General features: G+C 68.4%; 24 protein-coding genes and 1 tRNA gene. 8 read left to right on the top strand and 17 right to left on the bottom strand.

From position 1 onward, the window contains the following. From BUR94_RS18700 to dapE, 7 genes are all read right to left on the bottom strand, one after another. Complete coding sequence (locus tag BUR94_RS18700) at positions 1–1,254, bottom strand: lytic murein transglycosylase (RefSeq protein WP_074257949.1); 1,254 nt, start codon at positions 1,252–1,254, stop codon at positions 1–3. A gap of 100 nt (positions 1,255–1,354) precedes the next feature. After that, the gene (gene rnr / locus BUR94_RS18695; protein ID WP_074257948.1) at positions 1,355–3,610 is read right to left on the bottom strand and encodes a ribonuclease R; all 2,256 of its coding nucleotides are present in this window, start codon (positions 3,608–3,610) and stop codon (positions 1,355–1,357) included. Positions 3,611–3,652: 42 nt separating this feature from the next. After that, entirely contained in the window at positions 3,653–4,093 is a 441-nt protein-coding gene (locus BUR94_RS18690) for a GNAT family N-acetyltransferase (RefSeq protein ID WP_139301357.1), read from the bottom strand. Then, positions 4,081–4,494, bottom strand: a complete 414-nt coding sequence (locus tag BUR94_RS18685) for a GNAT family N-acetyltransferase (protein ID WP_074257947.1) — start codon at positions 4,492–4,494, stop codon at positions 4,081–4,083. Before BUR94_RS18685 ends, BUR94_RS18690 begins: the two co-directional genes overlap by 13 nt. Then, the gene (locus BUR94_RS18680; protein ID WP_074257946.1) at positions 4,491–4,802 is read right to left on the bottom strand and encodes a type II toxin-antitoxin system RelE/ParE family toxin; all 312 of its coding nucleotides are present in this window, start codon (positions 4,800–4,802) and stop codon (positions 4,491–4,493) included. Before BUR94_RS18680 ends, BUR94_RS18685 begins: the two co-directional genes overlap by 4 nt. Beyond that, positions 4,802–5,068 carry a hypothetical protein gene (locus BUR94_RS18675; RefSeq protein ID WP_074257945.1) on the bottom strand — a complete coding sequence of 89 codons (267 nt, stop codon included), beginning with the start codon at positions 5,066–5,068 and terminating at the stop codon, positions 4,802–4,804. The genes BUR94_RS18680 and BUR94_RS18675 overlap by 1 nt, the downstream gene beginning before the upstream one ends. A 53-nt stretch (positions 5,069–5,121) precedes the next feature. Beyond that, positions 5,122–6,267, bottom strand: a complete 1,146-nt coding sequence (gene dapE, locus BUR94_RS18670) for a succinyl-diaminopimelate desuccinylase (protein WP_074257944.1) — start codon at positions 6,265–6,267, stop codon at positions 5,122–5,124. A 274-nt stretch (positions 6,268–6,541) separates the two neighbouring features. Here dapE and BUR94_RS18665 point away from each other — a divergent pair, with 274 nt between their 5' ends. Continuing rightward, complete coding sequence (locus BUR94_RS18665; protein ID WP_074257943.1) at positions 6,542–8,122, top strand: Hint domain-containing protein; 1,581 nt, start codon at positions 6,542–6,544, stop codon at positions 8,120–8,122. Further along, on the top strand, positions 8,119–8,613 hold the full coding sequence (locus tag BUR94_RS18660; protein ID WP_074257942.1) for a hypothetical protein: 495 nt from the start codon (positions 8,119–8,121) through the stop codon (positions 8,611–8,613). Before BUR94_RS18665 ends, BUR94_RS18660 begins: the two co-directional genes overlap by 4 nt. A gap of 60 nt (positions 8,614–8,673) precedes the next feature. Here the strand turns inward: BUR94_RS18660 and BUR94_RS18655 are convergent, their stop codons facing one another. The 4 genes from BUR94_RS18655 to BUR94_RS18640 form a co-directional block, all read right to left on the bottom strand. Further along, entirely contained in the window at positions 8,674–9,168 is a 495-nt protein-coding gene (locus tag BUR94_RS18655) for a hypothetical protein (protein ID WP_074257941.1), read from the bottom strand. 116 nt (positions 9,169–9,284) lie between these two features. Next, positions 9,285–9,713, bottom strand: a complete 429-nt coding sequence (locus BUR94_RS18650) for a hypothetical protein (RefSeq protein WP_074257940.1) — start codon at positions 9,711–9,713, stop codon at positions 9,285–9,287. A 108-nt stretch (positions 9,714–9,821) separates the two neighbouring features. After that, positions 9,822–10,832: a TIGR00341 family protein gene (locus BUR94_RS18645; protein ID WP_074257939.1), complete on the bottom strand. Its 1,011-nt coding sequence runs from the start codon at positions 10,830–10,832 to the stop codon at positions 9,822–9,824. Further along, positions 10,832–11,188: a hypothetical protein gene (locus BUR94_RS18640; protein ID WP_074257938.1), complete on the bottom strand. Its 357-nt coding sequence runs from the start codon at positions 11,186–11,188 to the stop codon at positions 10,832–10,834. Before BUR94_RS18640 ends, BUR94_RS18645 begins: the two co-directional genes overlap by 1 nt. A gap of 65 nt (positions 11,189–11,253) precedes the next feature. Here BUR94_RS18640 and BUR94_RS18635 point away from each other — a divergent pair, with 65 nt between their 5' ends. Next, positions 11,254–11,649, top strand: coding sequence for a rhodanese-like domain-containing protein (locus BUR94_RS18635; RefSeq protein ID WP_074257937.1), 396 nt, complete (start codon positions 11,254–11,256; stop codon positions 11,647–11,649). 18 nt (positions 11,650–11,667) lie between these two features. Here BUR94_RS18635 and BUR94_RS18630 read toward each other — a convergent pair whose 3' ends face one another. Further along, on the bottom strand, positions 11,668–11,919 hold the full coding sequence (locus BUR94_RS18630) for a GlsB/YeaQ/YmgE family stress response membrane protein (protein WP_074257936.1): 252 nt from the start codon (positions 11,917–11,919) through the stop codon (positions 11,668–11,670). Positions 11,920–11,999: 80 nt separating this feature from the next. Continuing rightward, positions 12,000–12,680 (bottom strand): ArsR/SmtB family transcription factor, encoded by a 681-nt coding sequence (locus BUR94_RS18625; RefSeq protein WP_074257935.1) that lies wholly within the window; start codon positions 12,678–12,680, stop codon positions 12,000–12,002. Positions 12,681–12,791: 111 nt separating this feature from the next. On the opposite strand from BUR94_RS18625, the gene BUR94_RS18620 reads away from it, so the two are divergent. The 5 genes from BUR94_RS18620 to BUR94_RS18600 all read left to right on the top strand — a co-directional run bounded on the left by BUR94_RS18620 (position 12,792) and on the right by BUR94_RS18600 (position 14,936). Further along, positions 12,792–13,106 (top strand): NIPSNAP family protein, encoded by a 315-nt coding sequence (locus tag BUR94_RS18620; protein ID WP_074257934.1) that lies wholly within the window; start codon positions 12,792–12,794, stop codon positions 13,104–13,106. Beyond that, positions 13,103–13,459 (top strand): antibiotic biosynthesis monooxygenase family protein, encoded by a 357-nt coding sequence (locus BUR94_RS18615; RefSeq protein ID WP_074257933.1) that lies wholly within the window; start codon positions 13,103–13,105, stop codon positions 13,457–13,459. The genes BUR94_RS18620 and BUR94_RS18615 overlap by 4 nt, the downstream gene beginning before the upstream one ends. A 54-nt stretch (positions 13,460–13,513) precedes the next feature. Then, on the top strand, positions 13,514–14,482 hold the full coding sequence (locus BUR94_RS18610) for a DMT family transporter (protein WP_074257932.1): 969 nt from the start codon (positions 13,514–13,516) through the stop codon (positions 14,480–14,482). Between the two features lie 46 nt (positions 14,483–14,528). Next, positions 14,529–14,605: transfer RNA gene (locus BUR94_RS18605), tRNA-Pro, on the top strand. 148 nt (positions 14,606–14,753) lie between these two features. After that, entirely contained in the window at positions 14,754–14,936 is a 183-nt protein-coding gene (locus BUR94_RS18600; RefSeq protein ID WP_074257931.1) for a hypothetical protein, read from the top strand. Here the strand turns inward: BUR94_RS18600 and BUR94_RS18595 are convergent. The 4 genes from BUR94_RS18595 to BUR94_RS18580 all read right to left on the bottom strand — a co-directional run bounded on the left by BUR94_RS18595 (position 14,933) and on the right by BUR94_RS18580 (position 19,574). Next, positions 14,933–15,514, bottom strand: a complete 582-nt coding sequence (locus BUR94_RS18595) for a hypothetical protein (RefSeq protein WP_139301356.1) — start codon at positions 15,512–15,514, stop codon at positions 14,933–14,935. The genes BUR94_RS18600 and BUR94_RS18595 overlap by 4 nt on opposite strands. A gap of 17 nt (positions 15,515–15,531) precedes the next feature. Next, positions 15,532–17,457, bottom strand: coding sequence for an MASE1 domain-containing protein (locus BUR94_RS18590; RefSeq protein ID WP_139301355.1), 1,926 nt, complete (start codon positions 17,455–17,457; stop codon positions 15,532–15,534). A gap of 490 nt (positions 17,458–17,947) precedes the next feature. Next, entirely contained in the window at positions 17,948–19,330 is a 1,383-nt protein-coding gene (locus BUR94_RS18585) for an MFS transporter (protein WP_074257928.1), read from the bottom strand. 10 nt (positions 19,331–19,340) lie between these two features. After that, the gene (locus tag BUR94_RS18580; protein ID WP_074257927.1) at positions 19,341–19,574 is read right to left on the bottom strand and encodes a DUF2798 domain-containing protein; all 234 of its coding nucleotides are present in this window, start codon (positions 19,572–19,574) and stop codon (positions 19,341–19,343) included. Between the last annotated feature and the right edge of the window lie 115 nt (positions 19,575–19,689).

The following is a 19,689-nucleotide window of genomic DNA, read 5'->3' as shown; positions in this document are numbered from 1 at the left end:
TCAGCGCAGCTTTTGCAGGATCGCCAGGGAGGCATAGCCATCTGGCACCACGCCGATGCTTTTCTGGAAGCCACGGACGGCGGCGAGGGTCTTGGGGCCGATCTTGCCATCCACCCCGCCCGGGTCGAAGCCCGCCGCCTCGAGCCGGGTTTGCAGCTCTTCGCGCTCGGGCAGGGTCAGGGCGCGATCCTCGCGCGGCCAGCCGGACTGGATGCGCTTGCCGCCGGCGATGAGGTCGCCCAGGTGGCCCACGGCGATGACATAGGCATCGGCGGTGTTGTAGCGCTCGATCACCATGAAGTTGCCGAAGGTCATGAAGGCAGCGCCCCTGGCCCCTCCGGGCAGGCGGATGGAGGCGGGGCCGTGGTCGGGCACCTCGCGGCCCTCGATGTCGCGCACGCCCATCGCGTTCCACTCGGCGGCGGTGCGGGTCTCGTGCTCGCCCGCGATCTCGTAGTCGAAGCCCTCGGGCAGCACCACCTCCATGCCCCAAGGCATGCCTTTGACCCAGCCCGCATCGGCGAGGTAGGCGGCGGCGGAGGCCAGCGCATCCTTCGGGTCGTCGCCCCAGATGTCGCGCTTGCCGTCGCCGGTGAAATCGACCGCGTGGGCGAGGTAGCTCGACGGCATGAACTGGGTGTGGCCCATCGCGCCCGCCCAGCTGCCCTTCATGTCGCGCGGGGCGACATCTCCGGCCTGAAGGATCTCGAAGGCGGCCATGAGCTGGCCCTCGAAGAAGGCGCCGCGGCGGCTGTCGTGGGCGAGGGTGGCGAGCGATCCGATGATGTCGTTGTCGCCCTTGAAGGTGCCGTAGGCGCTCTCCAGCCCCCAGATCGCGGTGACGATCTCCTTGGGTACGCCATAGCGGGCTTCGATGGCCTCCAGCGCGCTGCGCTCGCGCTCCAGAGCTGCCTTTCCGTTGCTCACGCGCAGGTCGGAGGCGGCGGTGTCGAGATACTCCCAGATCGTCTTGGTGAATTCGTTCTGGTTGCGGTCGCGGGTGATGACCTTCTCGTCGAAGGCCACGCCCTCGAAGGCGCGGTCGAGCAGGTCGGGCGCGATGCCCCTGGCGGCGGCGCGCTGCTTGAAGCCCCGGATCCAGTCGGAAAAGCCCTCGCCAGATACTTCGGCCACCGGAAGCCCTCCGCCTGCGGGCCGTGCGAGGGGGCGCACCGCCATTTCAACCGCCACGGGGCCCGCCTGGGCCGCGCCTGCCATGAGCGCGAAGGCCGCGCCCGCCAGAACTCGTTTCATGATACCGCCTGCTCTTCGTCTGCCGTTGCCAGATCGTTTTGGCGAGCATAGCGGATTCGGGGGCGGTTCCAAAGCCCGGAGGGGCTCCGGCGGGCGGAGATCAGCCGCGCCGGCGGCGGGCGACCTTGCGGGCCTTGGTGGCCTTGGCCTTGCCCTTGCCTTCGCCGCGCCGCACCGGGCGGCCGCGCTTGGCCGAGGCGCCGGGCTTGACCGCCGCGCCCTCGAGCTCGAGCAGGTCGAGCAACAGGCCGCCGGTGACGGGCACCGCCTCGGCCAGCCGCACCGTGACCCGCTGGCCGATGCCGATGACCCGGCCGGTATCGGCGCCCATCAGCTCCTGCGCGTCGCGGTCGAAGTGGAAATACTCCTGCCCCAGCGACCGGATCGGGATCAGCCCGTCGGCGCCGGTTTCATCGAGCCGCACGAAGGCCCCGAAGCGGGCGATGCCGGAAATCCGCCCGGTGAACTCGTTGCCCACCCGGTCGGAGAGGTAGGCGGCGAGGTAGCGGTCGGTGGTGTCGCGCTCGGCGTTCATCGAGCGGCGCTCGGTTTCGGAGATGTGGACGGCGGTGTTTTCGAGCGAGTCGATATCGGCCTCGGTCAGCCCGTCATCGCCCCAGCCGTGGGCCGAGATCAGGCCGCGGTGCACGATCAGGTCGGAGTAGCGGCGGATCGGCGAGGTGAAGTGGGCATAGGTGCCCAGCGCCAGCCCGAAGTGGCCGATGTGCTGCGGCGAGTAATAGGCCTGGGTCATCGAGCGCAGGGTGGAGAGGTTGATCAGCTCGGCCTGGTCGGTGCCGGCGGCCTGGGCGAGCAGGCGGTTGAGGTGCTCGGTCTTGAGCACCTGGCCCTTGGCGAGGCTGAGGCCGGAGGCCTGGGCGGTTTCGCGCAGGGCATCGAGCTTTTCGGGCGAGGGCTCCTCGTGGACCCGGAAGAGCAGCGGCTTGGTGCGCTTCACCAGCTCCTTGCCGGCGCAGACATTGGCCAGCACCATGAACTCCTCGATCAGCCGGTGGGCATCGAGCCGGTCCTTGAACTGGACCGATTGCACGGTGCCATCCTCGGCCAGGACGATCTGGCGCTCGGGCAGGTCGAGATCGAGCGGCTGGCGGCGGTTGCGGGCGCTGACCAGCGCGGCATAGGCGGCGTAGAGGGGCCGGATGACCTCCTCCATCAGCGGCGCGACCTTCTCGTTGGGCGCGCCGTCCATGGCCTGCTGGACCTCGTCATAGTTCAGCGAGGCCAGCGACTTCATCAGGCCGCGGTGGAACGACCAGTCGAGCAGCTCGCCGTGGGCGTCGACGCGCATCCGGACGGCGATGCAGGCGCGGGGGACGCCCTCGTGCAGGGAGCAGAGGTCGCCCGAGAGCCTGTCGGGCAGCATGGGCACGACCCGGTCGGGGAAATAGGTGGAGTTGCCGCGCTCGCGCGCCTCGCGGTCGAGCGCGGAGCCGGGGGTGACGTAATGGGCGACATCGGCGATGGCGACCCAGATGACGTGGCCACCCTCGTTGCGCGGGTCATCGTCGGGGGCGGCAAAGCAGGCGTCGTCGTGGTCGCGGGCATCGGAGGGGTCGATGGTGATGAGCGGCAGCTCGCGCAGGTCTTCGCGGCCCTTGAGTCCGGCGGGCTTCTGGGCATCGGCCTCGGCGATGGTGGCATCCTCGAAGCTGTCGGGGATGCCGTGCTGGTGGATGGCGATGAGCGACACGGCGCGCGGCGCGGTGGGGTCGCCCAGGCGCTGCACCACGCGGGCCTTGGGCAGGCCCATGCGGCCCTTGGGCCCGGCCTGCTCGGCCTCGACCAGCTCGCCGTCCCTTGCGCCGGCGGTGGCATCCTTCATCACCAGCCATTCGCGGTCTGCGCCCTTGTCGACGGGCAGGATGCGGCCGCCCTCGGCGCTCTTGCGGTAGACCCCGAGGATGCGCTTGGGGTTGGTGCCGATCTTGCGGATCAGTCGGCCCTCGTAGTGGTGCTCCTCGCCCTTGACCTCGCGCAGCTTGGCAAGGATCCGGTCGCCCGCGCCCAGCGCCCCGTCGGCGGAGCGCAGGATCATCAGCACCTTGGGCTCGGGCCCCTCGCCCTGCCACTCCATCGGACGGGCCATCAGGTCGCCGTCCTTGTCGGGGCCCACCACGGTGAGCACGCCCACGGGCGGCAGCTTCTCGGGGTCGCGGTAGCTGCGCTTGCGCTTGGCGAGGTGGCCCTCGTCCTCCAGCTCGCGGAGCAGCCGCTTGAGGTCGATCCGCGCGGCGCCCTTGATGTGGAACGCCTTGGCGATGTCACGCTTGGAGGCTGCCTCGGGGTGGGCGGCGATCCAGTCGAGGATGTCTGATTTCGTAGGGAGCTCGGCCATGGAGAAAGAGGTAGCAGGGCGCAGCCGAAGGCAACAGCGATTTCAGAGGAGGCGGGCCATCATGACGTGGGGGATGCCCACGGAGTCGAAGGGCGCGCCATAGGGGGCAAAGCCCAGCCGGGCGTAGAAGGGGAGCGCCGAGGTTTGCGCCCCGAGGATCACCCGCTCGATTCCCTCCATGTTTCGCAGCTCGGAGAGGGCCGCCTCCATCAGGGCGAGGCCGAGGCCGGTGCCGCGAAGCTCGGGCAGCACGCAGACCCGCCCGATCTTGCCGGTGGCGCCCTCGCGCATCACCCGCGCCGTGCCCACAGGGCGGGTGCCCCGGGTGGCCAGAAGGTGCAGGGCCTCCGCGTCGTGCTCGTCGTTCTCCAGCTCGGCGGGCACGCCCTGCTCGTTGACGAAGACCGCGATGCGCACCGACATGCAGGCGGCGAAATCGTCGGTGACGGCGATCGTCAGCCCGGCGGGCGTTACAGCGGGCATGTCATCCGCCGATGCGGCACCCCGCCGTCATCGAACTCCGGCCCCTCGGCGGTGAAGCCCAGCGTCTCGTAGAACCCCATTGCCCGCACCTGCGCGTCGAGCACCGCGCGGGTGGCGCCGCGCTCGCGGAGCAGGTCCATGCCGGCGCGGACGATGGCGGCGCCCAGCCCTGTGCCGCGCGCGCGTTGCAGCACGCAGATGCGCCCGATCCGGCCCTCCTCCACGAAGACCCGCGCCGTGCCCACCGGCTCGCCGCGCTCGCTGGCGAGAAGATGGATCGCCCGCTGGTCCTTGCCGTCGAACTCCTCGGCCTCGGAAAACCCCTGCTCGCGCATGAACACCTCGCGGCGCAGGGCAAAGCAGGCGTCGAGGTCGCGGGTGGGGGTGACGGTGAGGGTCATTTCGTTGCTTTCAGTCGATCAGCCAGCCGCGAGAAGATATCCATCCGCTCGTGCAGGACAGCGATGACTTGCGGCACCTCTCCCGCCGCAGCAAGCCAGAAGACAACATGCCGCCCGACGCGACAGGATCGCAGACCGGGAGCGACATCTTCAAAGCTGCGGAACGGGCCAGCGGCGAGGCGCGAAAAGCACGTCTGCAGCTCGGCATGATAGATCTGGGCCTGCGCCTCGCTCCAGGTTCCTGCGGTGTATTGCCAGATGCCGACAACATCCGCCTCCGCCGAAACCGTCAGGTGATAGGCGGCCATCAGCCTTCCAGACCAGCCTTCGCCTTGGCGGCGATCTCCTCCATCGTGAGTTCCGAGAACTCACCGCGCCGGGCCTCTTCAATCCGCGGCATCAGCACGTCCCGCAGCGCATCCAGCGCCTCCTTGTCGCTCTTGCCGGCGACATCCTGTGCGTCTCCAAGTGTTCGGCTCATCACGTAATCCTTGATGGTCTGGCCGTTCAGCGCGGCGATGGCCTTCAGCTTGCGGTGCTCTTCGGCGGTGATGTCGATCGAGAGTCTGGGCATGGCGCGAGTGTAGCCTGGGCGGGCCCACAAAACAACATTTGTGGGAATGTGGGTCACGCCCTGGCGAAGTACTCCTCCAGCATTCGGGTGTAGATCGCCTTCAACTCGCCGATCTGCTCGACCCGGACACGCTCGTCGACCTGGTGCATGCGGTGGCCGACGAGGCCGAACTCGACGACCGGGCAATGCGACTTCACGAAGCGGGCGTCGGAGGTGCCGCCGGTGGTGGAGGGTTCGGGCGTGCGGCCCGTGACCGCCTGCACCGCGCCGCTGATCAGCTCGGAGAGCGGGCCGGGGGGCGTGAGGAAGGCCTCGCCGCTCACCTTGACGGTCAGGCCCACCTCGACGCCGAACTCCTCGGCCACCTTGTCGCCCTCGGCCTTCAGCCATTCGGTGAGGCTCTCGCCGCTGTGCTCGTCGTTGAAGCGGATGTTGGCGGTGCAGCGGGCCAGCGCCGGGATCACGTTGGTGGCGGCGTTGCCCACGTCGATGGTGGTGAGCGCCAGGGTGGAGGCGTCGAAATGCTCGGTGCCGAGGTCGAGCTGGCGGGAGGCCAGCCGGTCGCAGAGGCGGGCGATGGCAGACACCGGGTTGATGGCGCGGTGCGGATAGGCCGAGTGGCCCTGCTTGCCGCGCAGGGTGAAATGGGCGGTCATCGAGCCGCGCCGCCCGATCTTCATCATGTCGCCCATCTGCTCGAGCGAGGTTGGCTCGCCGACGATGCAGACATCCATGCGCTCGCCGTTCTCCGCCATCCAGTCGAGCAGGGCGGTGGTGCCGTCGAGCGCGTCGGCCTCCTCGTCGCCGGTGATGGCGAGCACCACGGAGCCCTCGGGAGGCGTTTCGGTCACGAAGTCGATGGCGGCGGCGACAAAGGCGGCGACGCCCGATTTCATGTCGGTGGCGCCGCGCCCGTAGAGCCAGCCGTCCTCCTCCTCGGCGCCGAAGGGCGGATGGGTCCAGGCGGCCTCGTCGCCCACCGGCACCACGTCGGTATGGCCGTTGAAGCCGAAGGCGGGGCCGTTGCCCGCCCGGCCCCAGCGGGCGAAGAGATTGGAGATGCCGCCCCGGTCCACCCGGGTGCAGGCAAAGCCCGCCGCAGACAGCCGCTCTTCCAGCAGGACCAGCGCGCCGCCCTCCTCCGGGGTGACGGAGGGGCAGCGCACGAGGGCGCGGGTGAGCTCGACGGGATCTGTCATGGCGGGCACTCCTTTTGCCCCGGATTACCCGCTCTGCCGCGCGCGCACCAGCCGCCGCCCTGTTGCACCGCCCCCACAGCCCGGGGGCGCCGGTCGCAAATGTGCTGACAACCCGCCGAAAGGATGGCATTTTTCGGCAAAACGAAAAATCGACCCGAGGCAGGGCGAAGAGCAGCGGCAGGACAGACGAGGAAAACCTCGCACCCGCCACCCCCGACGGACCGGCCCCGTGCCGTGCCGTCTTGCCATGCCGAGGGTCTGTCGAGGACAGAGCATGGTTGCGGCATCAGAACTCTCGATCAACACCAACGCCTCGGCCATCCAGATGGCCAACGCCATCTTCGGCGACAGCGTGCAGGTGGTCACCGCCAGCTACTCGGGGTCGAGCTACTCCTCGGGGATCTACTCGGGCGGCGACAGCACCTCGCCGGGCGTGGTGCCGGGCGACAGCGGCGTGATCCTCTCGACCGGGCGGGCGAGCGACTTCACCAACTCCTCGGGCCAGGCGAACCAGAGCACCAACACCTCGACCAACACCGGCGGGGCCAACAACAACGCGCAGTTCAACGCGGTGGCGGGCAACTCCACCTACGATGCCAGCTACATGGACATCACCTTCGTTCCCGACGGGGACGTGATGACCATGCAGTTCGTCTTTGCCTCCGACGAGTACCCCGAATACGCCAACTCGATCTACAACGACGTCTTTGCCGTCTGGGTGAACGGGCAGTACGTGGAGCTGGAGGTGGGCACCGGCAACACGGCGGTGACCAACGTCAACGACGCCGACAACTCCAACCTCTACGTCGACAACACCGATGACGACTACAACACCGAGATGGACGGGTTCACGATCACGATGACCCTGACCATGCCGGTGAATGCCGGGGTGCAGAACACCATCCGCATCGGGATCGCCGACACCTCGGACAGCAACTACGATTCCAACGTGCTGATCGCGGGGGACTCGATTCAGACCGACCTGGTGGCGATGACCGATAGCGTCACCATGGGCACGAACTTCACCAAGACGATCGACGTGCTCGACAATGACATCTCGTCGAGCGGCGCCACGATGACCGTGACCCATATCAACGGGGTGGCGGTGACGGCGGGCCAGAGCGTGACCCTGAAGACCGGGCAGATCATCACGCTCAATGCCGACGGCACGCTGACGGTGCAGACCGATGGCGACGACGAAGAGGTGAACTTCACCTACAAGATCAGCGACGGGCAGGGCCACACCGACACCGGCTTCATCAAGCTCGACCAGGTGCCCTGCTTCGTGGCGGGCACGATGATCGCCACGCCGGAGGGCGAGGTGCCGGTGGAGCGCCTGCAGCCGGGCGACATGGTGCTGACGGTGGACGAGGGCCCCCAGCCGCTGCGCTGGATCGGCCGCCGCGAGGTGCCCGCGCAGGGCGTGATGGCGCCGATCCACATTCGGGCCGGGACCTTCGGGCCGCACCGGGCGCTGACCATCTCGCCGCTGCATCGGCTGATGATCCGCGACCCGCTGGCCGAACTGATGTTCGGGGACGGCGAGGTGCTGGTGGCCGCCAAGGAGCTGGTCAACGGCAGCTCGGTGACGCGGCTGGAGGGCGGCGCGGTGGAATACGTGCACCTGCTGTTCGACCGGCACCAGGTGATCTGGTCGGAGGGGCTGCCAACCGAGAGCTTTCTGCCCGGCGGGCAGATGCAGCACAGTTTCGAGGCGGAGATCGTGGAGGAGATCTGCACGCTCTTCCCCGAGCTCGATCCGGAGACCGGCGCGGGCTACGGGCCGGCGGCGCGGCGGATGCTCTCGGGCTACGAGGCGCGGCTCTGGGCGGCCGAGGCGCTGCGGGCGGCGTGACCGGCGGGCCGGGGGTGCCGCGGGCCACACCGCTCGTGGCCAATCGCACGCCGGCGGTTCTCTGGGTCTTTTTGGCGGTCTGGGTCGGCATGCTGTGCATGGCGACATGGGTGACGGTCCGCGACGGATCGCCCGAGGGCTACCCGCCGGAGCTGTTTCGCGCCCTGCTGGGCCTGTTCTGGCTCGCGGGGCTTTGCATGGTGGCCTATTCGGCCAACGCGCCCTGCTTTTTTGCCGCCGTCACGGCGGACGGCCGCCTGCGGCTCACCTGGCGCTACCCGCATCGGCGCAGGCGGCAGGCGTACGAGGCCACCGAGCTGACCCTGCCCGAGGTGCAGGAAGGGACCGACAACGATGGCGATGCCTGTTTTCGCGCGGTGCTGCTGCTGCCCGACGGTGCCGAGTTCGTGCTGGCCGAAGGGCACGCGCGCGAGGCCTGCGAGGCGGCGCGGAGCCGGGTGCTGGCGGCCTTTCCTTCCCTTGGCCGGTGACGCCCTGCGAAAAGGGCGCCCCGGCGGGACGCCCCTCTTGGTCTTGTGCGGGCGGGCGGCTCAGTCGCCGCTGAGCGCGCTGGCGACCGACTTGTTGGGCGCGGCCTTCTTGCTGGCGCCGGAGGAGCTTTCGCGCACGCTGGCGGTACTTTCCTTGCGGCCCGTCGCCTGGTTGATGCCGGAGCTGTAGGCGGCCTCGCGCTCGCGCTGGGCCTTCAGCCGGGCGAAGTCGCGGCGGTGGGCATCTTCGGGCACGTAGCCGAACCACATGCGGATCCGCGTCCAGAGGCCGGGCTTCTTGCGCTGGATGGTGATGGTCTTGTCGCCCCCCACGCGGCTGGTGGTCTTGGTGGACTTGATGAGGTTGCCGGCGGTGTAGCCGCTCGACGCGCTGGAGCGCGAGGCCTCGGGCTCGTATGTGTCGTTCGATGCGTAGTTCTCGCCCGCCGGGTCGGCCGACCCGTTGAAGGAGCTCATCGCGCCGTACTGCATGAAGCCGATCCCGCCCATCACGGCGAGAACGATCACGATCAGGATTATCCGAACAGCTGCCATCTGTTGCCTGCCTTTCCGTTCAACCGGGCCATTGCCCGCCTGCTCATCCTCGTGTCGGGCCGGGCACCATGCCGCGGCCTTCCCTTTGCTCTCTCTCGTTCCGGCCCGGTCGCGGCTCAATCGCCGACCCGGATCACCTTTCTTTGCGCCAGCGGCGGCTGATAGGCCGGGGGCGCCTCCTTTTTCTCGCGGGTCACCGTGCGCACGTTGCCGGTGGCCGTGGTGCGCGGGGTATAGCTGTCGGCGCTGGTCGTGGCGCCGGCGGGGGTGCCGTTCGACAGACGGGTCTGCGTGTCGGAGGTGCCGCCCGCCTGGGGCAGGCCGCTGGCCTGCGGCAGCCGCGAGGTCACGACCGCGTCCGTCGGGGCGGGCTCGAGGCCGGGGCTGCGCGGGGTGAAGGATGTGCCTGCCCCCTCGCCCAACGCCAGTTCGGCCAGGTAGCCGGGCTCGGTGAAGAACTTGTAGCTGAGCCAGCCGGCGCCCAGCATGGCAACCACCAGCAGCGCGTTGACCACCCATCTTATCGCGGCAATCGACTCTTTCATCGGTGCACAGGCCCTCACTTCAATCGCGTTCAATCTAGAAGCGAAAGCGGGGCACAAATGGGGCGAGCCTGGGGTAATGCTGCGATTTCAAGCGCGAAGGCGGGGCGTTCAGAGCCCGGGCACGTAGCCGTGGCCGGCGAGCCAGAGCGCCAGCGCCATCAGCGCGACGAGGCCGGCGGAGGCGCCGAGGGCGACCCGCACCGAAGTGCGGTGATCGGAGCCTTCCCAGCGGCGCGGGCGGATGCCCTTGGCCAGAAACACCACCTGCGCGGCGAGGTTGATGGCGACGATGTTGGTGACCACGGTGGCCAGCGCCTTCAGCGCGTTGGGAATGTCGCCCGCGCCCAGCAGCAGCCCGAAGGCGGCGAGCGGCGGCAGCAGCGCGGCGGCGACCATGACGCCCACCAGGCCGGTGGTCTGCCCGCCCGAGAGCATCAGCGCCGCCGCCGCGCCCCCCGCCAGGGGCAGCGCCACGGTGCGCAGCGAGAGCGCGCCGGAGAAATCCATCATAGAGGTATCCGGATAGGAGCCGGGCATCACCAGCCCGAGCGCCACGCCGACCACCACGGCCACGCCCAGCCCGGCGCCCAGCGCCCGTGTGGCCACGCCGAGCAGCGAGAAATTGCCCAGCGCGGTGCCGAAGGCGAAGGCCATGATCGGCCCGAGCAGGGGCGCGATCACCATCGCCCCGATCACCACCGCCACCTGGCCCTGGCTCAGCCCGATGGCCGCCACCAGCGCGGCCAGCCCGGTCATCACCAGGTAGTCCGGTGTCAGCGCCGTGCCCTGCCGGACCTCGCGGTAGATCTCCTCCCGCGCGTTCACGGTCTCCTTCTGGGCGCGGCGGTTCTCCTCTTCCTCGTCGTCGAGTTCGGGCAGGCTGGCCTCGGTGGGCAGGGAGAACAGCCGCCAGCCCTCCTGCCCTTCGAGCCCCTCGCTGATGGCATCCATCACCTCCTGCGCGTCGGCCTTGAAGAGCGCGACATAGAGGGTCTGCCGGCCCTCGTCCTCGTCATAGGGCAGCCGCCACCACTGGTCGGGGGGGAGATCCTCGAGACAGCCTGCAACGGTGTCGATCTGCTCAACCGTGCCGATCACCTGGATCAGCCTGTCGGCCATCAGGCCCGCCCCCCCTCGTGGGAGGGTTCCTCGAAGAAGGGGGTCATCTGGGCGACGATCACGGCGTTCTCGGCGAGCGCGCGCGCCATCAGCACGCGCTCCTCCTCCTCGATCTCGTGGCCCTGCTCCTCGCGCTCCTCCAGCGTGCCGTAGCCCGTGACATCGAGGGGGGCGAGGTCGGCCTGCTTGAGGATCGCCACGGTCTCGCGCACCGCCTCGGCCTCGTCGACGCCGGCGGCATAGCACATCAGCGCCGCGCCCCTGGCCCCGTCGGGCAGGCCATCCCCGGCCTTGCGGCCCACTTCCACGAGCAGCGTATACACCGACTGCGGCTTCTTTTCCTTGGGCCCGGGCATGGCATATCCTCCTGACAAGGCTAGGTGTTCCGGCACGGCGGCGAAGTCAAGGAGGAGGGCAGGCGATGAAGCGGGTGAAGGACATGGTGGCGGAGGCCAACGCGCGGGTGGAACACGCGCCCGCGGCCGAGATGCAGGCGCTGCACGGGCAGGAGGGGGTGACCTTCGTGGACCTGCGCGACCCGCGCGAGCTGGACCGCGAGGGGATGATCCCCGGCGCCTTCCACTGTCCGCGCGGGATGCTGGAATTCTGGATCGACCCGGAGAGCCCCTATGCCAAGCCGCAGTTCCAGACCGGGGGGCGCTTTGTCTTCTACTGCGCCTCGGGCTGGCGCTCGGCGCTTTCGGCGCAGGTAGCCATGGAGATGGGGCTGGAGGGCGTGAGCCATATCAGCGACGGCTTCTCGGGCTGGAAGGCCGCGGGCGCACCGATCGCGGAACGCCCGAAGAAGCCCGGTTGAGCCCATTCCGTATGGCGCTCAGCTCTTGCGGGCGATGGCGCGGAAGCCGAAGATCAGCAGGCAGGCCCCGGCGATGCCGACGATGAGCTGCGGCACGACCCGTTCGGCGGCGTAGATGCCGAGCAGTTGCAGCAGCAGGTTCAGCACCAGGGCGCCGACGATGCCGAGCACGATGTTGGTCACGAGGCCGGTATCGGCCTTCATGATCATGCTGGCGATCCAGCCGGCGAGGCCGCCGACGATGATCGAGAGGATGAGGCCCAGTCCCATTGTTCCCTCCTTGGGGGTTACGTTCGTGTTACCGGGATAACCGCGCAGGGGCTCGGATGGTTCCGCGGCGGCGGGTCGCGTCAGAGGGGGAAGGCCTGGGCGAAGGCCGCCGCTCCGCGCGGAGTGAAGCGCACCACGCGGCTGCCGGGCGCGCGCGTGGCCCAGCCCTGCGCGAGGCTGTGGGTCAGGATCGCCGCGCCGAGGCTTCCTGCGAGGTGGCTGCGCCGCTCGGACCAGTCGAGGCAGGCGCGGCAGAGCGGGCGGCGCCCGGCCCGGAGCGGGGCGAGGTCGATGCCCAGAGCCTCGACATGCGCCGCACCTGCCCCGGTGAGGGTGATCGCCTCGCGGTCGACCGTGAGTGCGCCCCGGCCTGCGAGGCTGTCGAAGATGCGGATCCCGGCCTGGCCGGCGAGGTGGTCGTAGCAGACCCGTGCCTCGCGCAGCGCGTCGTCGCGCGGGCCGGTGCGGGTGCGCAGGTGGCCGCGTGCCGCGGCGAGACCGGCCAGCGCCTCCAGCGCCTCGGCCACCTCCGCGCCGGCGAGGGTGAAGTAGTGGTGCCGCCCCTGCCTGCGCCGCCAGAGCAGCCCGGCTTCCTCCAGCCTGGCCAGGTGGCCCGAGGCGGTGGGCGCGGTGATGCCCGCCTCGCCCGCGAGTTCGCTGGCCGTCAGCGCCTTGCCGGACAGCAGGGCCGTGAGCATGTTGGCGCGCGCCGGGTCGCCGATGAGGGCGGCGATGCGGGTGATGTCGGGGCCTTCCTTCATGCCGGCAGGGTGGGCCCGGCGCGGGGGCCGGTCAAGCGGCGACGCTTTGGCGCGGGCCGAAGCATCGCCGCCGCGCGGAAGGTTAGGCAGGGGTCCGAAAGGAGCCCTGACATGATCACCTGTTTCATCCGTTACGAGATCGAGCCGACCCAGCGCGCGGACTTTGAGCACTACGCCCGCACCTGGGGTGCCTGCATCCCGCGCTGCGGGGCCGAGCTGATCGGCTATTTCGCGCCGCACGAGGGCTCGGCCACGCTGGCCTACGGGGTTTACTCCATGCCCTCGCTGGCGGCCTACGAGGCCTATCGCGCCCGGCTCGCCGAAGACCCGCTGGGCCGCGAAAACTACGCCTTCGCGCAGGAAAGGCGGTTTATCCGGCGGGAAGATCGGGCATTCTTCAGGCTGGCATCAGGGAGGGACGCATGATCGCTGTCATTTTCGAGGTGGAGCCCGCCGAGGGCCGGCGGGACGAATACCTGGCCCGCGCGGCCAAGCTGCGGGAGAGCCTGGAGGGGCATCCGGGGTTCATCTCGGTCGAACGGTTCGAGAGCCTGACGACGCCGGGCAAGATGCTCTCGCTGTCGTTCTTCGAGGACGAGGCGGCGGTGCAGGCCTGGCGCAACCGGCCCGGCCACCGGGCACAGCAGGCGGCCGGGCGGGGCGGGGTCTTTGCCGACTACCGGCTCCGGGTGGCCGAGGTGCTGCGCGACTACGGCATGACCGAGCGCGCGCAGGCCCCCGCAGACAGCCGCGCGGCCCACGACACCTGCCCGGATTGACGTTGCGGCGCAGCGTGGTAGCAAGGACCCAAGCCCCGGCGCGTCACGAGACCCATGCAGAGATCCAACAACATCAAGGGCGCCCTTCTGGCGCTCCTCGCCTTCGCACTGTTCTCGGCGCATGACGTGGTGGTAAAGACGCTTGGCGCGAGTTTCACCACCTTCCAGATCATCTTCTTCTCGGTGCTGCTGAGCTTTCCGCTCGTCATGCTGATGCTGATGCGCGACACCACGCGCGGCAACCTGATTCCCAGGCACCCGTGGTGGACGGCGCTGCGCACCGGCTCGGCGGTGGTGACCGGGCTGTGCATCTTCTACGCCTTCGCGTCGCTGCCGATGGCACAGGTCTATGCGATCATCTTCGCCATGCCGCTCATCATCACCGTGCTCTCGATCCCGATCCTGGGCGAGACGGTGGGGATGCACCGCTGGGGCGCGGTGGTCGTGGGGCTGGTGGGCGTGATCGTGGTGCTGCGGCCCGGCCAGTCGGACCTGGAGTTCGGCCATCTCGCGGCGCTGGTGGGGGCCTGCACCGGCTCGCTGGTGTCGATCATCGTGCGCAAGATCGGTCAGGACGAGCGCTCGGCGGTGCTGCTGCTCTACCCGATGATGGCCAACTTCGCGGTGATGGCCTGCGCCCTGCCCTTCGTCTACGTGCCGCTGGAACTGGAGGAGCTTGGTCTTGTCGGGCTGATGGCGCTGCTGGCCTTCGGCGGCGGGCTCTGCTCGATCCTGGCCTACAAGGCGGGCGATGCGGCCATCGTGGCGCCGATGCAATACAGCCAGATGATCTGGGCGGCCGTCTACGGCAGCTTCTTCTTTGGCGAGCACGTGGACCAGGTGACCTGGATCGGCGCCGGGATCATCATTGCCAGCGGCATCTACATCGTGCTGCGCGAGAGCTTCGGGGGCCGGTCGCTGGTGCACCCGGTGCTTCAGAACCGCTCGCGGGCCGAGACCGGCACCACGCCGCGCGTGTCGCTCCTGGCCCGCCTGAGCCGCAAACCCGGTGGAGAGCACTGAGGGGCTTGCAATGGCAGGCGCGGCGCGCTAGAGCCCCCGCCACGGTCGGAGTGTAGCTCAGCCTGGTAGAGCACTGTCTTCGGGAGGCAGGGGTCGGAGGTTCGAATCCTCTCACTCCGACCAGATAAAACCCCAGTAAAACATAGCCAAAACGCCTCTCCGGACAAACCCCGGATCGGGCGACATACAGGATTTTGGGCACTATTTTGCGCACTCATTGCGCGCAGCCCGGCTTGCGCTACGCTCGGGCCGACTCACCTGGAGGACGACAATGGCTGATTGGAACGTGACGAACCTGGCGCTGATCGGCGCCGCGATCGGGCCTGTGGTGGCTGGTCTGCAGGCCGACCCGGAGGCCGGGGCAAACTTCGCCGGGCAACTGGTTGGCGGTGCAGCAGGCGGCGCGGCGATCTTCGCCCTCGTGGCCGTGATCCGGAACCGGGCCGGCCGTTAGCCGAACAGCCCGCCGCCGAAGAGGGCCTCACGCCGCTTGCGATCTTCCTCGGCCCTCGTCTCGGCCTGCTTCCGGAGCCGCTCTCCGGGCGTCTCGCGCGCCTCGGCCATCACGACCGGAACGCCCATGCTCATCATCTCCGGGCTGAACATGTCGGCCAGCGGAGATCCGAGCCCCGTGGCGGGCGATGGCACGTTCGGGCCGAAGGAGAGCCCCGGGCCCGTCGGCGCCATGCCGTAGGCCTCCCGCAGCCAATCGGGTGCATTGGCCCCTCTGCCGCCCGCGCCCCAGACGGCGGGCGTCCCGTAGCCGATGTGCATGGAGCCCGGCTGCATGTAGCCCGGCCCGGCCCCGAAGCCGGTCAGGCCTGCCGCCTTCGCCTGCCGCACGACGTCTTGGAAGATCGGGACGTGCTGCGGGTTGGCCCAATCGAGGCGTTGGCCGTTTTGCCGGAAGAACACGTCGGCCGCGTTGCCGTGATCGTGCCTGACCGACCCGACGCGCGGGCCGTTTCCCGCGGTCGGCTGGCCGCCGGAGAAGACCTCCATCTGCAGACCCATGCCGGGCAGGAAACTCATCGCCAACTCCAGCACAATCAATTCGAAGCGTCGTCACCATCGTCGACCCTCAGAGCCGAGATCGGGCAGGTAAGGTGCCAAGTCACTCCAGTGGGAGGGTATTCGATGGAGACCTCGCCCGATAGCGATGAGGCAGCCATCCTGTCGAGCACCGTGGTGCCAAATCCGAACGACTCAGGCTGCGTTACAGCCGGGCCGCCTTTCTCGCGCCAAGACATGCGGAAGGTGTCTTCATCGAAGCCCCAGCTGATTTCCACGAGGCCGGCATCATTGCTGAGAGCGCCGTATTTGGTCGCATTCGTAGCGAGTTCGTGCAGCGCCATGCCGATGGGTTGGGCCGCAGATGGCGGAACCGAAACCCTTGGGCCAGTAAGCAGGACCCGGTTACCGACTTCGCCGAAATGATGCACCTGACTCTTGACCAGATCGGCCAAGTCAGCCGGCTGCCAGGCACTCTTGATCAGGAGATCCTGGTTCGCGGCCAAGGCTTGCAGACGGTCTCCGAAGCTCTTGACGAATTCCTGCGGCGATGACCGAACTGCCATTTGCCGAGCGATGATCTGGACGATCGTCAGCAAGTTCTTGCTGCGATGATGGACTTCGCGGGCAAGTATCCTGCGCGCCTCTTCGGATTGCTTGCGCAGGGTGATGTCCTGGATGATCTTGATGAGATAATCTATCTTGCCGTCAGTGTCGCGGACGCAACTTACTGTCGTGTGCCCCCAGACCACGCTGCCATCCTTGCGGATGTAGCGTTTCTCCAAATCGTATTCATCGGCTGCTCCGGTCTCCAACCTGTTCCACGCTTCGTCAACAAGGTAGCGGTCTTCCGGATGGGTGATGTCGTTGATCGAGCGCCCTTCCATCTCCTCAGGATCGTAGCCGAGCATGCGGGCAAGCATGTCATTTGCCTCCATGAGGCGGCCATCGCCACCAAAGATCGTGATTCCCACACCTGCGTTCTCGAAGGTGGCCTTGAACCGGCGCTCGGCGGCTGCAATGGCGAGGGTCCGCTCCAGCACCCTCGCCTCGAGATCGCTGTTGGCGCGCGCCAGGTCGCTTGTGGCTCGACGCTGTTGTCGGATGATCGCGGCGACGATCAACCCCGTGCTTGCGGCGACGAGGAGCAGCGTCTGCATGCGAGTGTGCATGAGCGCCGCGACGGCTTCGGAGACTTCCGCGACTTGGAAAGTTTGCGCGTGGGCTCCGATGGCCAGGGCAAAGCCAAGCACGGCCAGGCAGACCCCTCGGAATTCGAAGCGGAGCGCTGCCCAAAGCACCGGCAAGGGCAGAAGGAAGGCAAATGCGGCGCCAGAGGACAGCTCCCAGGCAGTTAGCCCTAGCAGGACCAGTGCGATGACCCCGCCTTCCACCACGTCCACAAGGCGGGGGCGCGCTGTTTCCTGCCAAGCATTGATGGCGGTCATCACCAAAGGCGCGGCGATCAGGATGCCGGTTGCATCGCCCAGCCACCATACCGGCCAGGTCTTCAGGAAGGGGTTTTTTCCGACCAACACGTCGATAGCGCTGCCGAGCGTGGCGCTGATCATCGGGGCTGCCAGAACACCGATAACCAGGAAGGCGAGGACCTGAGGCAGCTGTTCAAAGCGCCGTAGGGGGCCGCGAAACAGAAATGCCAGAGGCATTGCTGCCGTCAGGATTGAGGCCACATTCGCGACCACGTAGCCGAGCGCCCAGTGCAACGGATTCTGGAACCAGATAAGGTTTGCGGTCAGTTCGCCCGCGACCGCCACCGTAATCCACCAGACCCAAGTGTGGTAAGGTCGCGTCAGCAACATCGCCAGGATCACCCCGTTCGGCGGCCAGATGGTGATCGGGATATCCGGGATCACCATCATCCAGCGCCCGAAGGCGGCCGCCAGCAAGTAGCCCATATAAACGGCAAGAAGTGAGGCGCCGCTGGGCATGCCGAACCCGGTCAACCACTTCGCCGAGTGCAAGCCACCGCGAGCTTTGATCGTGGGCGAAGACACTGAGCTGGCTGTCGAAGTCAATCGTCGGGAGGGGTTCACTTCGGTATTCCTTCATTCCCAGTCCGAAACCATTGCGCGCGTGGCTCAACACTAGCGGCAAGGGCACCCGCGGGGTGCTACAGGAATGACAAAAGAGAACTCTTACTGCGCGCAGTTCGCATTCTCTACTTGGTCTCGCCCCTTAACAAGATCAATGTGCGGGGATCCGCCTGCCCGCCGGCAGATCTCTCCCACCATGGACTCCGTCGTCAGCTTGATCGCCCAGGGCTTTTCTTGGCGTCTCCCCCGATAGCTCTGGTGGACCAATGCGGGGGTCAGCCCCAACCGCAAGATGCGTCGAGCATCGCTGGCTCGGCCGCTGGACGGGGGCGAATGAAATGGCCCCTGTCCGCTCGCCACCCACTGGTGAGTGGCGAGCCCAAGGATTCGTTCTTCCGGGTCAACCTGTCACGGCAGAGTGCCGACGGACGATCAAAGAGAGTGCCAGCGCCACAAAGCCGGCCGCAGCGGCGACGCAGAAAACGAGCATGAGGCCGCTGCCTGCGCCCGGTGCCAGGGCGATCCCGGGCAGCCCCCGGCTCCCCAGCGCATAGACCGGTCCCATCGCGGCTGCGCCGGTGATCAGACCGATGTTCCGGGCCAGCGCCAGCAAGCCCGAGGTCGTGCCGCGCCGGTCGGCCGGAGCGCCCGCGAGCAGGGCCTTGCCGTTGGCCGTCTGGAAGATGCCGTAGCCGGCGGTCAGGGTGGCGAGGCTCATCGCGTAGCCCGAGGCACCGAGGGCATTCGGCAGGACGGCCATGCCGAGCGATCCGATGGTCGCGGCGACCAGGCCCCAGAGGACGAGACGTTCTGTCCCGAAACGATCCACGAGCCGTCCGGCGGGCACGCCGATCAGGACCACCACACCGGGCCCCACGCTCATCAGGAGGCCGGTGGCGACCGGATCAAGACCAAGGCCGCGGCTCAGGTAGAACGGGCCAACGACGAGCGTGGTCATGACGATCATGGAGACAAGCATCATCTGAAGGAGGCCGGGCCAGAGCCTGGCGCTGGTCAGCAGGCTCAGGTCGACCAGGGGCGCTGTGACGCGCTGCTCGGCACGGACGAAGGCCAGGAGCAGGGCAAAGGCCGGAAGGCCGAGCCCGCCCACGACCGCCTGGTTGCCGTGGCCAAGGCGCGAGGCGGCAAAGGCTGCGAGGGCAAGGCCTGAAGAGAGCAGCACGATACCGGGCAGATCGAGCCGCGGCCGGGATACGCTCCCGGTGCGATCTCCCGGCAGCACAGCCATCAGGACCGCGAAGGCGAAGCCGGCCGCCAGCGCCATGGCGGCAAAGACCGCCCGCCAGCCCCAGGCCTCCACCAGGACACCGCCCAGGGATGGGCCAAGGGCCGTTCCGACCGCCGAGACCGTGGCCAGGAGGCCGAAGGCCCGGCCGCTGCGCGCCTTCGGGATGAGATCACCGGCCATGGCGAGCGTCAGGGCCATCATCGCGGCCGCTCCTACACCCTGCAGCGTGCGCAGGGCCACGAGGCTCCACAGCCCGGTGGCCAGCATGCCGCCTGCCGAGGCGAGGCCGAAGAGCGCGGTGCCGGCGAGCAGCACGCGCCTGCGGCCGTAGAGATCGCCCAGCCGACCGGCGGTGACGACCAGGCTCGTCACGGCGACAAGGTAGCCGACGACGACCCACTGCACCTCGACCAGCGGCGCGGCGAAGGCGCGCGCCATGTCGGGGAGCGCCACGTTGGCAATGCTGGTCCCCAGCGCTGGTAGCAGCGTGGCGAGGGACAGCGCGACAAGGGGATGCCTCACGATCAGCTGCATCGCGCTCTCCTCAGCGCTGCGTCGCAGGGGCGGCGACGAGCAGGCCGTCCAGGCGGCGCGGGAGGGGCGCAACGACAAGGACCACCGGGAAGGCGATGGCCCAGGAGATGAGCCAGGCCCCGAGCCAGGCCGAGAGGATGCCGTCGAGGGGCGCGGCCCGGAGGGTGGCGATGCCGGAGACGATGAGCGACATCATTCCGGAGAGGATCAGCCCGAAGAGGGCCGGGGCGAAACGGGCAGGCATGGAAGGAACTCCAGTTGTGTGACCAGGCCGCTATCTGGCGCTTGCAGGTGGAATTCGGAAGGCGCAGCATTTGCACTCTATCGTTGCGTCAGACGCCATGTCTCCGGGGGAGGAT

The sequence above is a fragment of the Vannielia litorea genome, assembly GCF_900142295.1.
GTDB classification, from domain to species: domain Bacteria; phylum Pseudomonadota; class Alphaproteobacteria; order Rhodobacterales; family Rhodobacteraceae; genus Vannielia; species Vannielia litorea.
The sequence above is the reverse complement of the archived record's forward strand: the minus strand, read 5'-3'. Positions and strand labels throughout refer to the sequence as shown.

Coding starts and splice junctions, on each gene's coding strand:
- BUR94_RS18700 (WP_074257949.1), bottom strand. CDS start 1,254: ATGAAACGAGTTCTGGCGGGCGCGGCCTTCGCGCTCATGGCAGGCGCG.
- rnr (WP_074257948.1), bottom strand. CDS start 3,610: ATGGCCGAGCTCCCTACGAAATCAGACATCCTCGACTGGATCGCCGCC.
- BUR94_RS18690 (WP_139301357.1), bottom strand. CDS start 4,093: ATGCCCGCTGTAACGCCCGCCGGGCTGACGATCGCCGTCACCGACGAT.
- BUR94_RS18685 (WP_074257947.1), bottom strand. CDS start 4,494: ATGACCCTCACCGTCACCCCCACCCGCGACCTCGACGCCTGCTTTGCC.
- BUR94_RS18680 (WP_074257946.1), bottom strand. CDS start 4,802: ATGGCCGCCTATCACCTGACGGTTTCGGCGGAGGCGGATGTTGTCGGC.
- BUR94_RS18675 (WP_074257945.1), bottom strand. CDS start 5,068: ATGCCCAGACTCTCGATCGACATCACCGCCGAAGAGCACCGCAAGCTG.
- dapE (WP_074257944.1), bottom strand. CDS start 6,267: ATGACAGATCCCGTCGAGCTCACCCGCGCCCTCGTGCGCTGCCCCTCC.
- BUR94_RS18665 (WP_074257943.1), top strand. CDS start 6,542: ATGGTTGCGGCATCAGAACTCTCGATCAACACCAACGCCTCGGCCATC.
- BUR94_RS18655 (WP_074257941.1), bottom strand. CDS start 9,168: ATGGCAGCTGTTCGGATAATCCTGATCGTGATCGTTCTCGCCGTGATG.
- BUR94_RS18650 (WP_074257940.1), bottom strand. CDS start 9,713: ATGAAAGAGTCGATTGCCGCGATAAGATGGGTGGTCAACGCGCTGCTG.
- BUR94_RS18645 (WP_074257939.1), bottom strand. CDS start 10,832: ATGGCCGACAGGCTGATCCAGGTGATCGGCACGGTTGAGCAGATCGAC.
- BUR94_RS18640 (WP_074257938.1), bottom strand. CDS start 11,188: ATGCCCGGGCCCAAGGAAAAGAAGCCGCAGTCGGTGTATACGCTGCTC.
- BUR94_RS18635 (WP_074257937.1), top strand. CDS start 11,254: ATGAAGCGGGTGAAGGACATGGTGGCGGAGGCCAACGCGCGGGTGGAA.
- BUR94_RS18630 (WP_074257936.1), bottom strand. CDS start 11,919: ATGGGACTGGGCCTCATCCTCTCGATCATCGTCGGCGGCCTCGCCGGC.
- BUR94_RS18625 (WP_074257935.1), bottom strand. CDS start 12,680: ATGAAGGAAGGCCCCGACATCACCCGCATCGCCGCCCTCATCGGCGAC.
- BUR94_RS18620 (WP_074257934.1), top strand. CDS start 12,792: ATGATCACCTGTTTCATCCGTTACGAGATCGAGCCGACCCAGCGCGCG.
- BUR94_RS18615 (WP_074257933.1), top strand. CDS start 13,103: ATGATCGCTGTCATTTTCGAGGTGGAGCCCGCCGAGGGCCGGCGGGAC.
- BUR94_RS18610 (WP_074257932.1), top strand. CDS start 13,514: ATGCAGAGATCCAACAACATCAAGGGCGCCCTTCTGGCGCTCCTCGCC.
- BUR94_RS18600 (WP_074257931.1), top strand. CDS start 14,754: ATGGCTGATTGGAACGTGACGAACCTGGCGCTGATCGGCGCCGCGATC.
- BUR94_RS18595 (WP_139301356.1), bottom strand. CDS start 15,514: ATGAGTTTCCTGCCCGGCATGGGTCTGCAGATGGAGGTCTTCTCCGGC.
- BUR94_RS18585 (WP_074257928.1), bottom strand. CDS start 19,330: ATGCAGCTGATCGTGAGGCATCCCCTTGTCGCGCTGTCCCTCGCCACG.
- BUR94_RS18580 (WP_074257927.1), bottom strand. CDS start 19,574: ATGCCTGCCCGTTTCGCCCCGGCCCTCTTCGGGCTGATCCTCTCCGGA.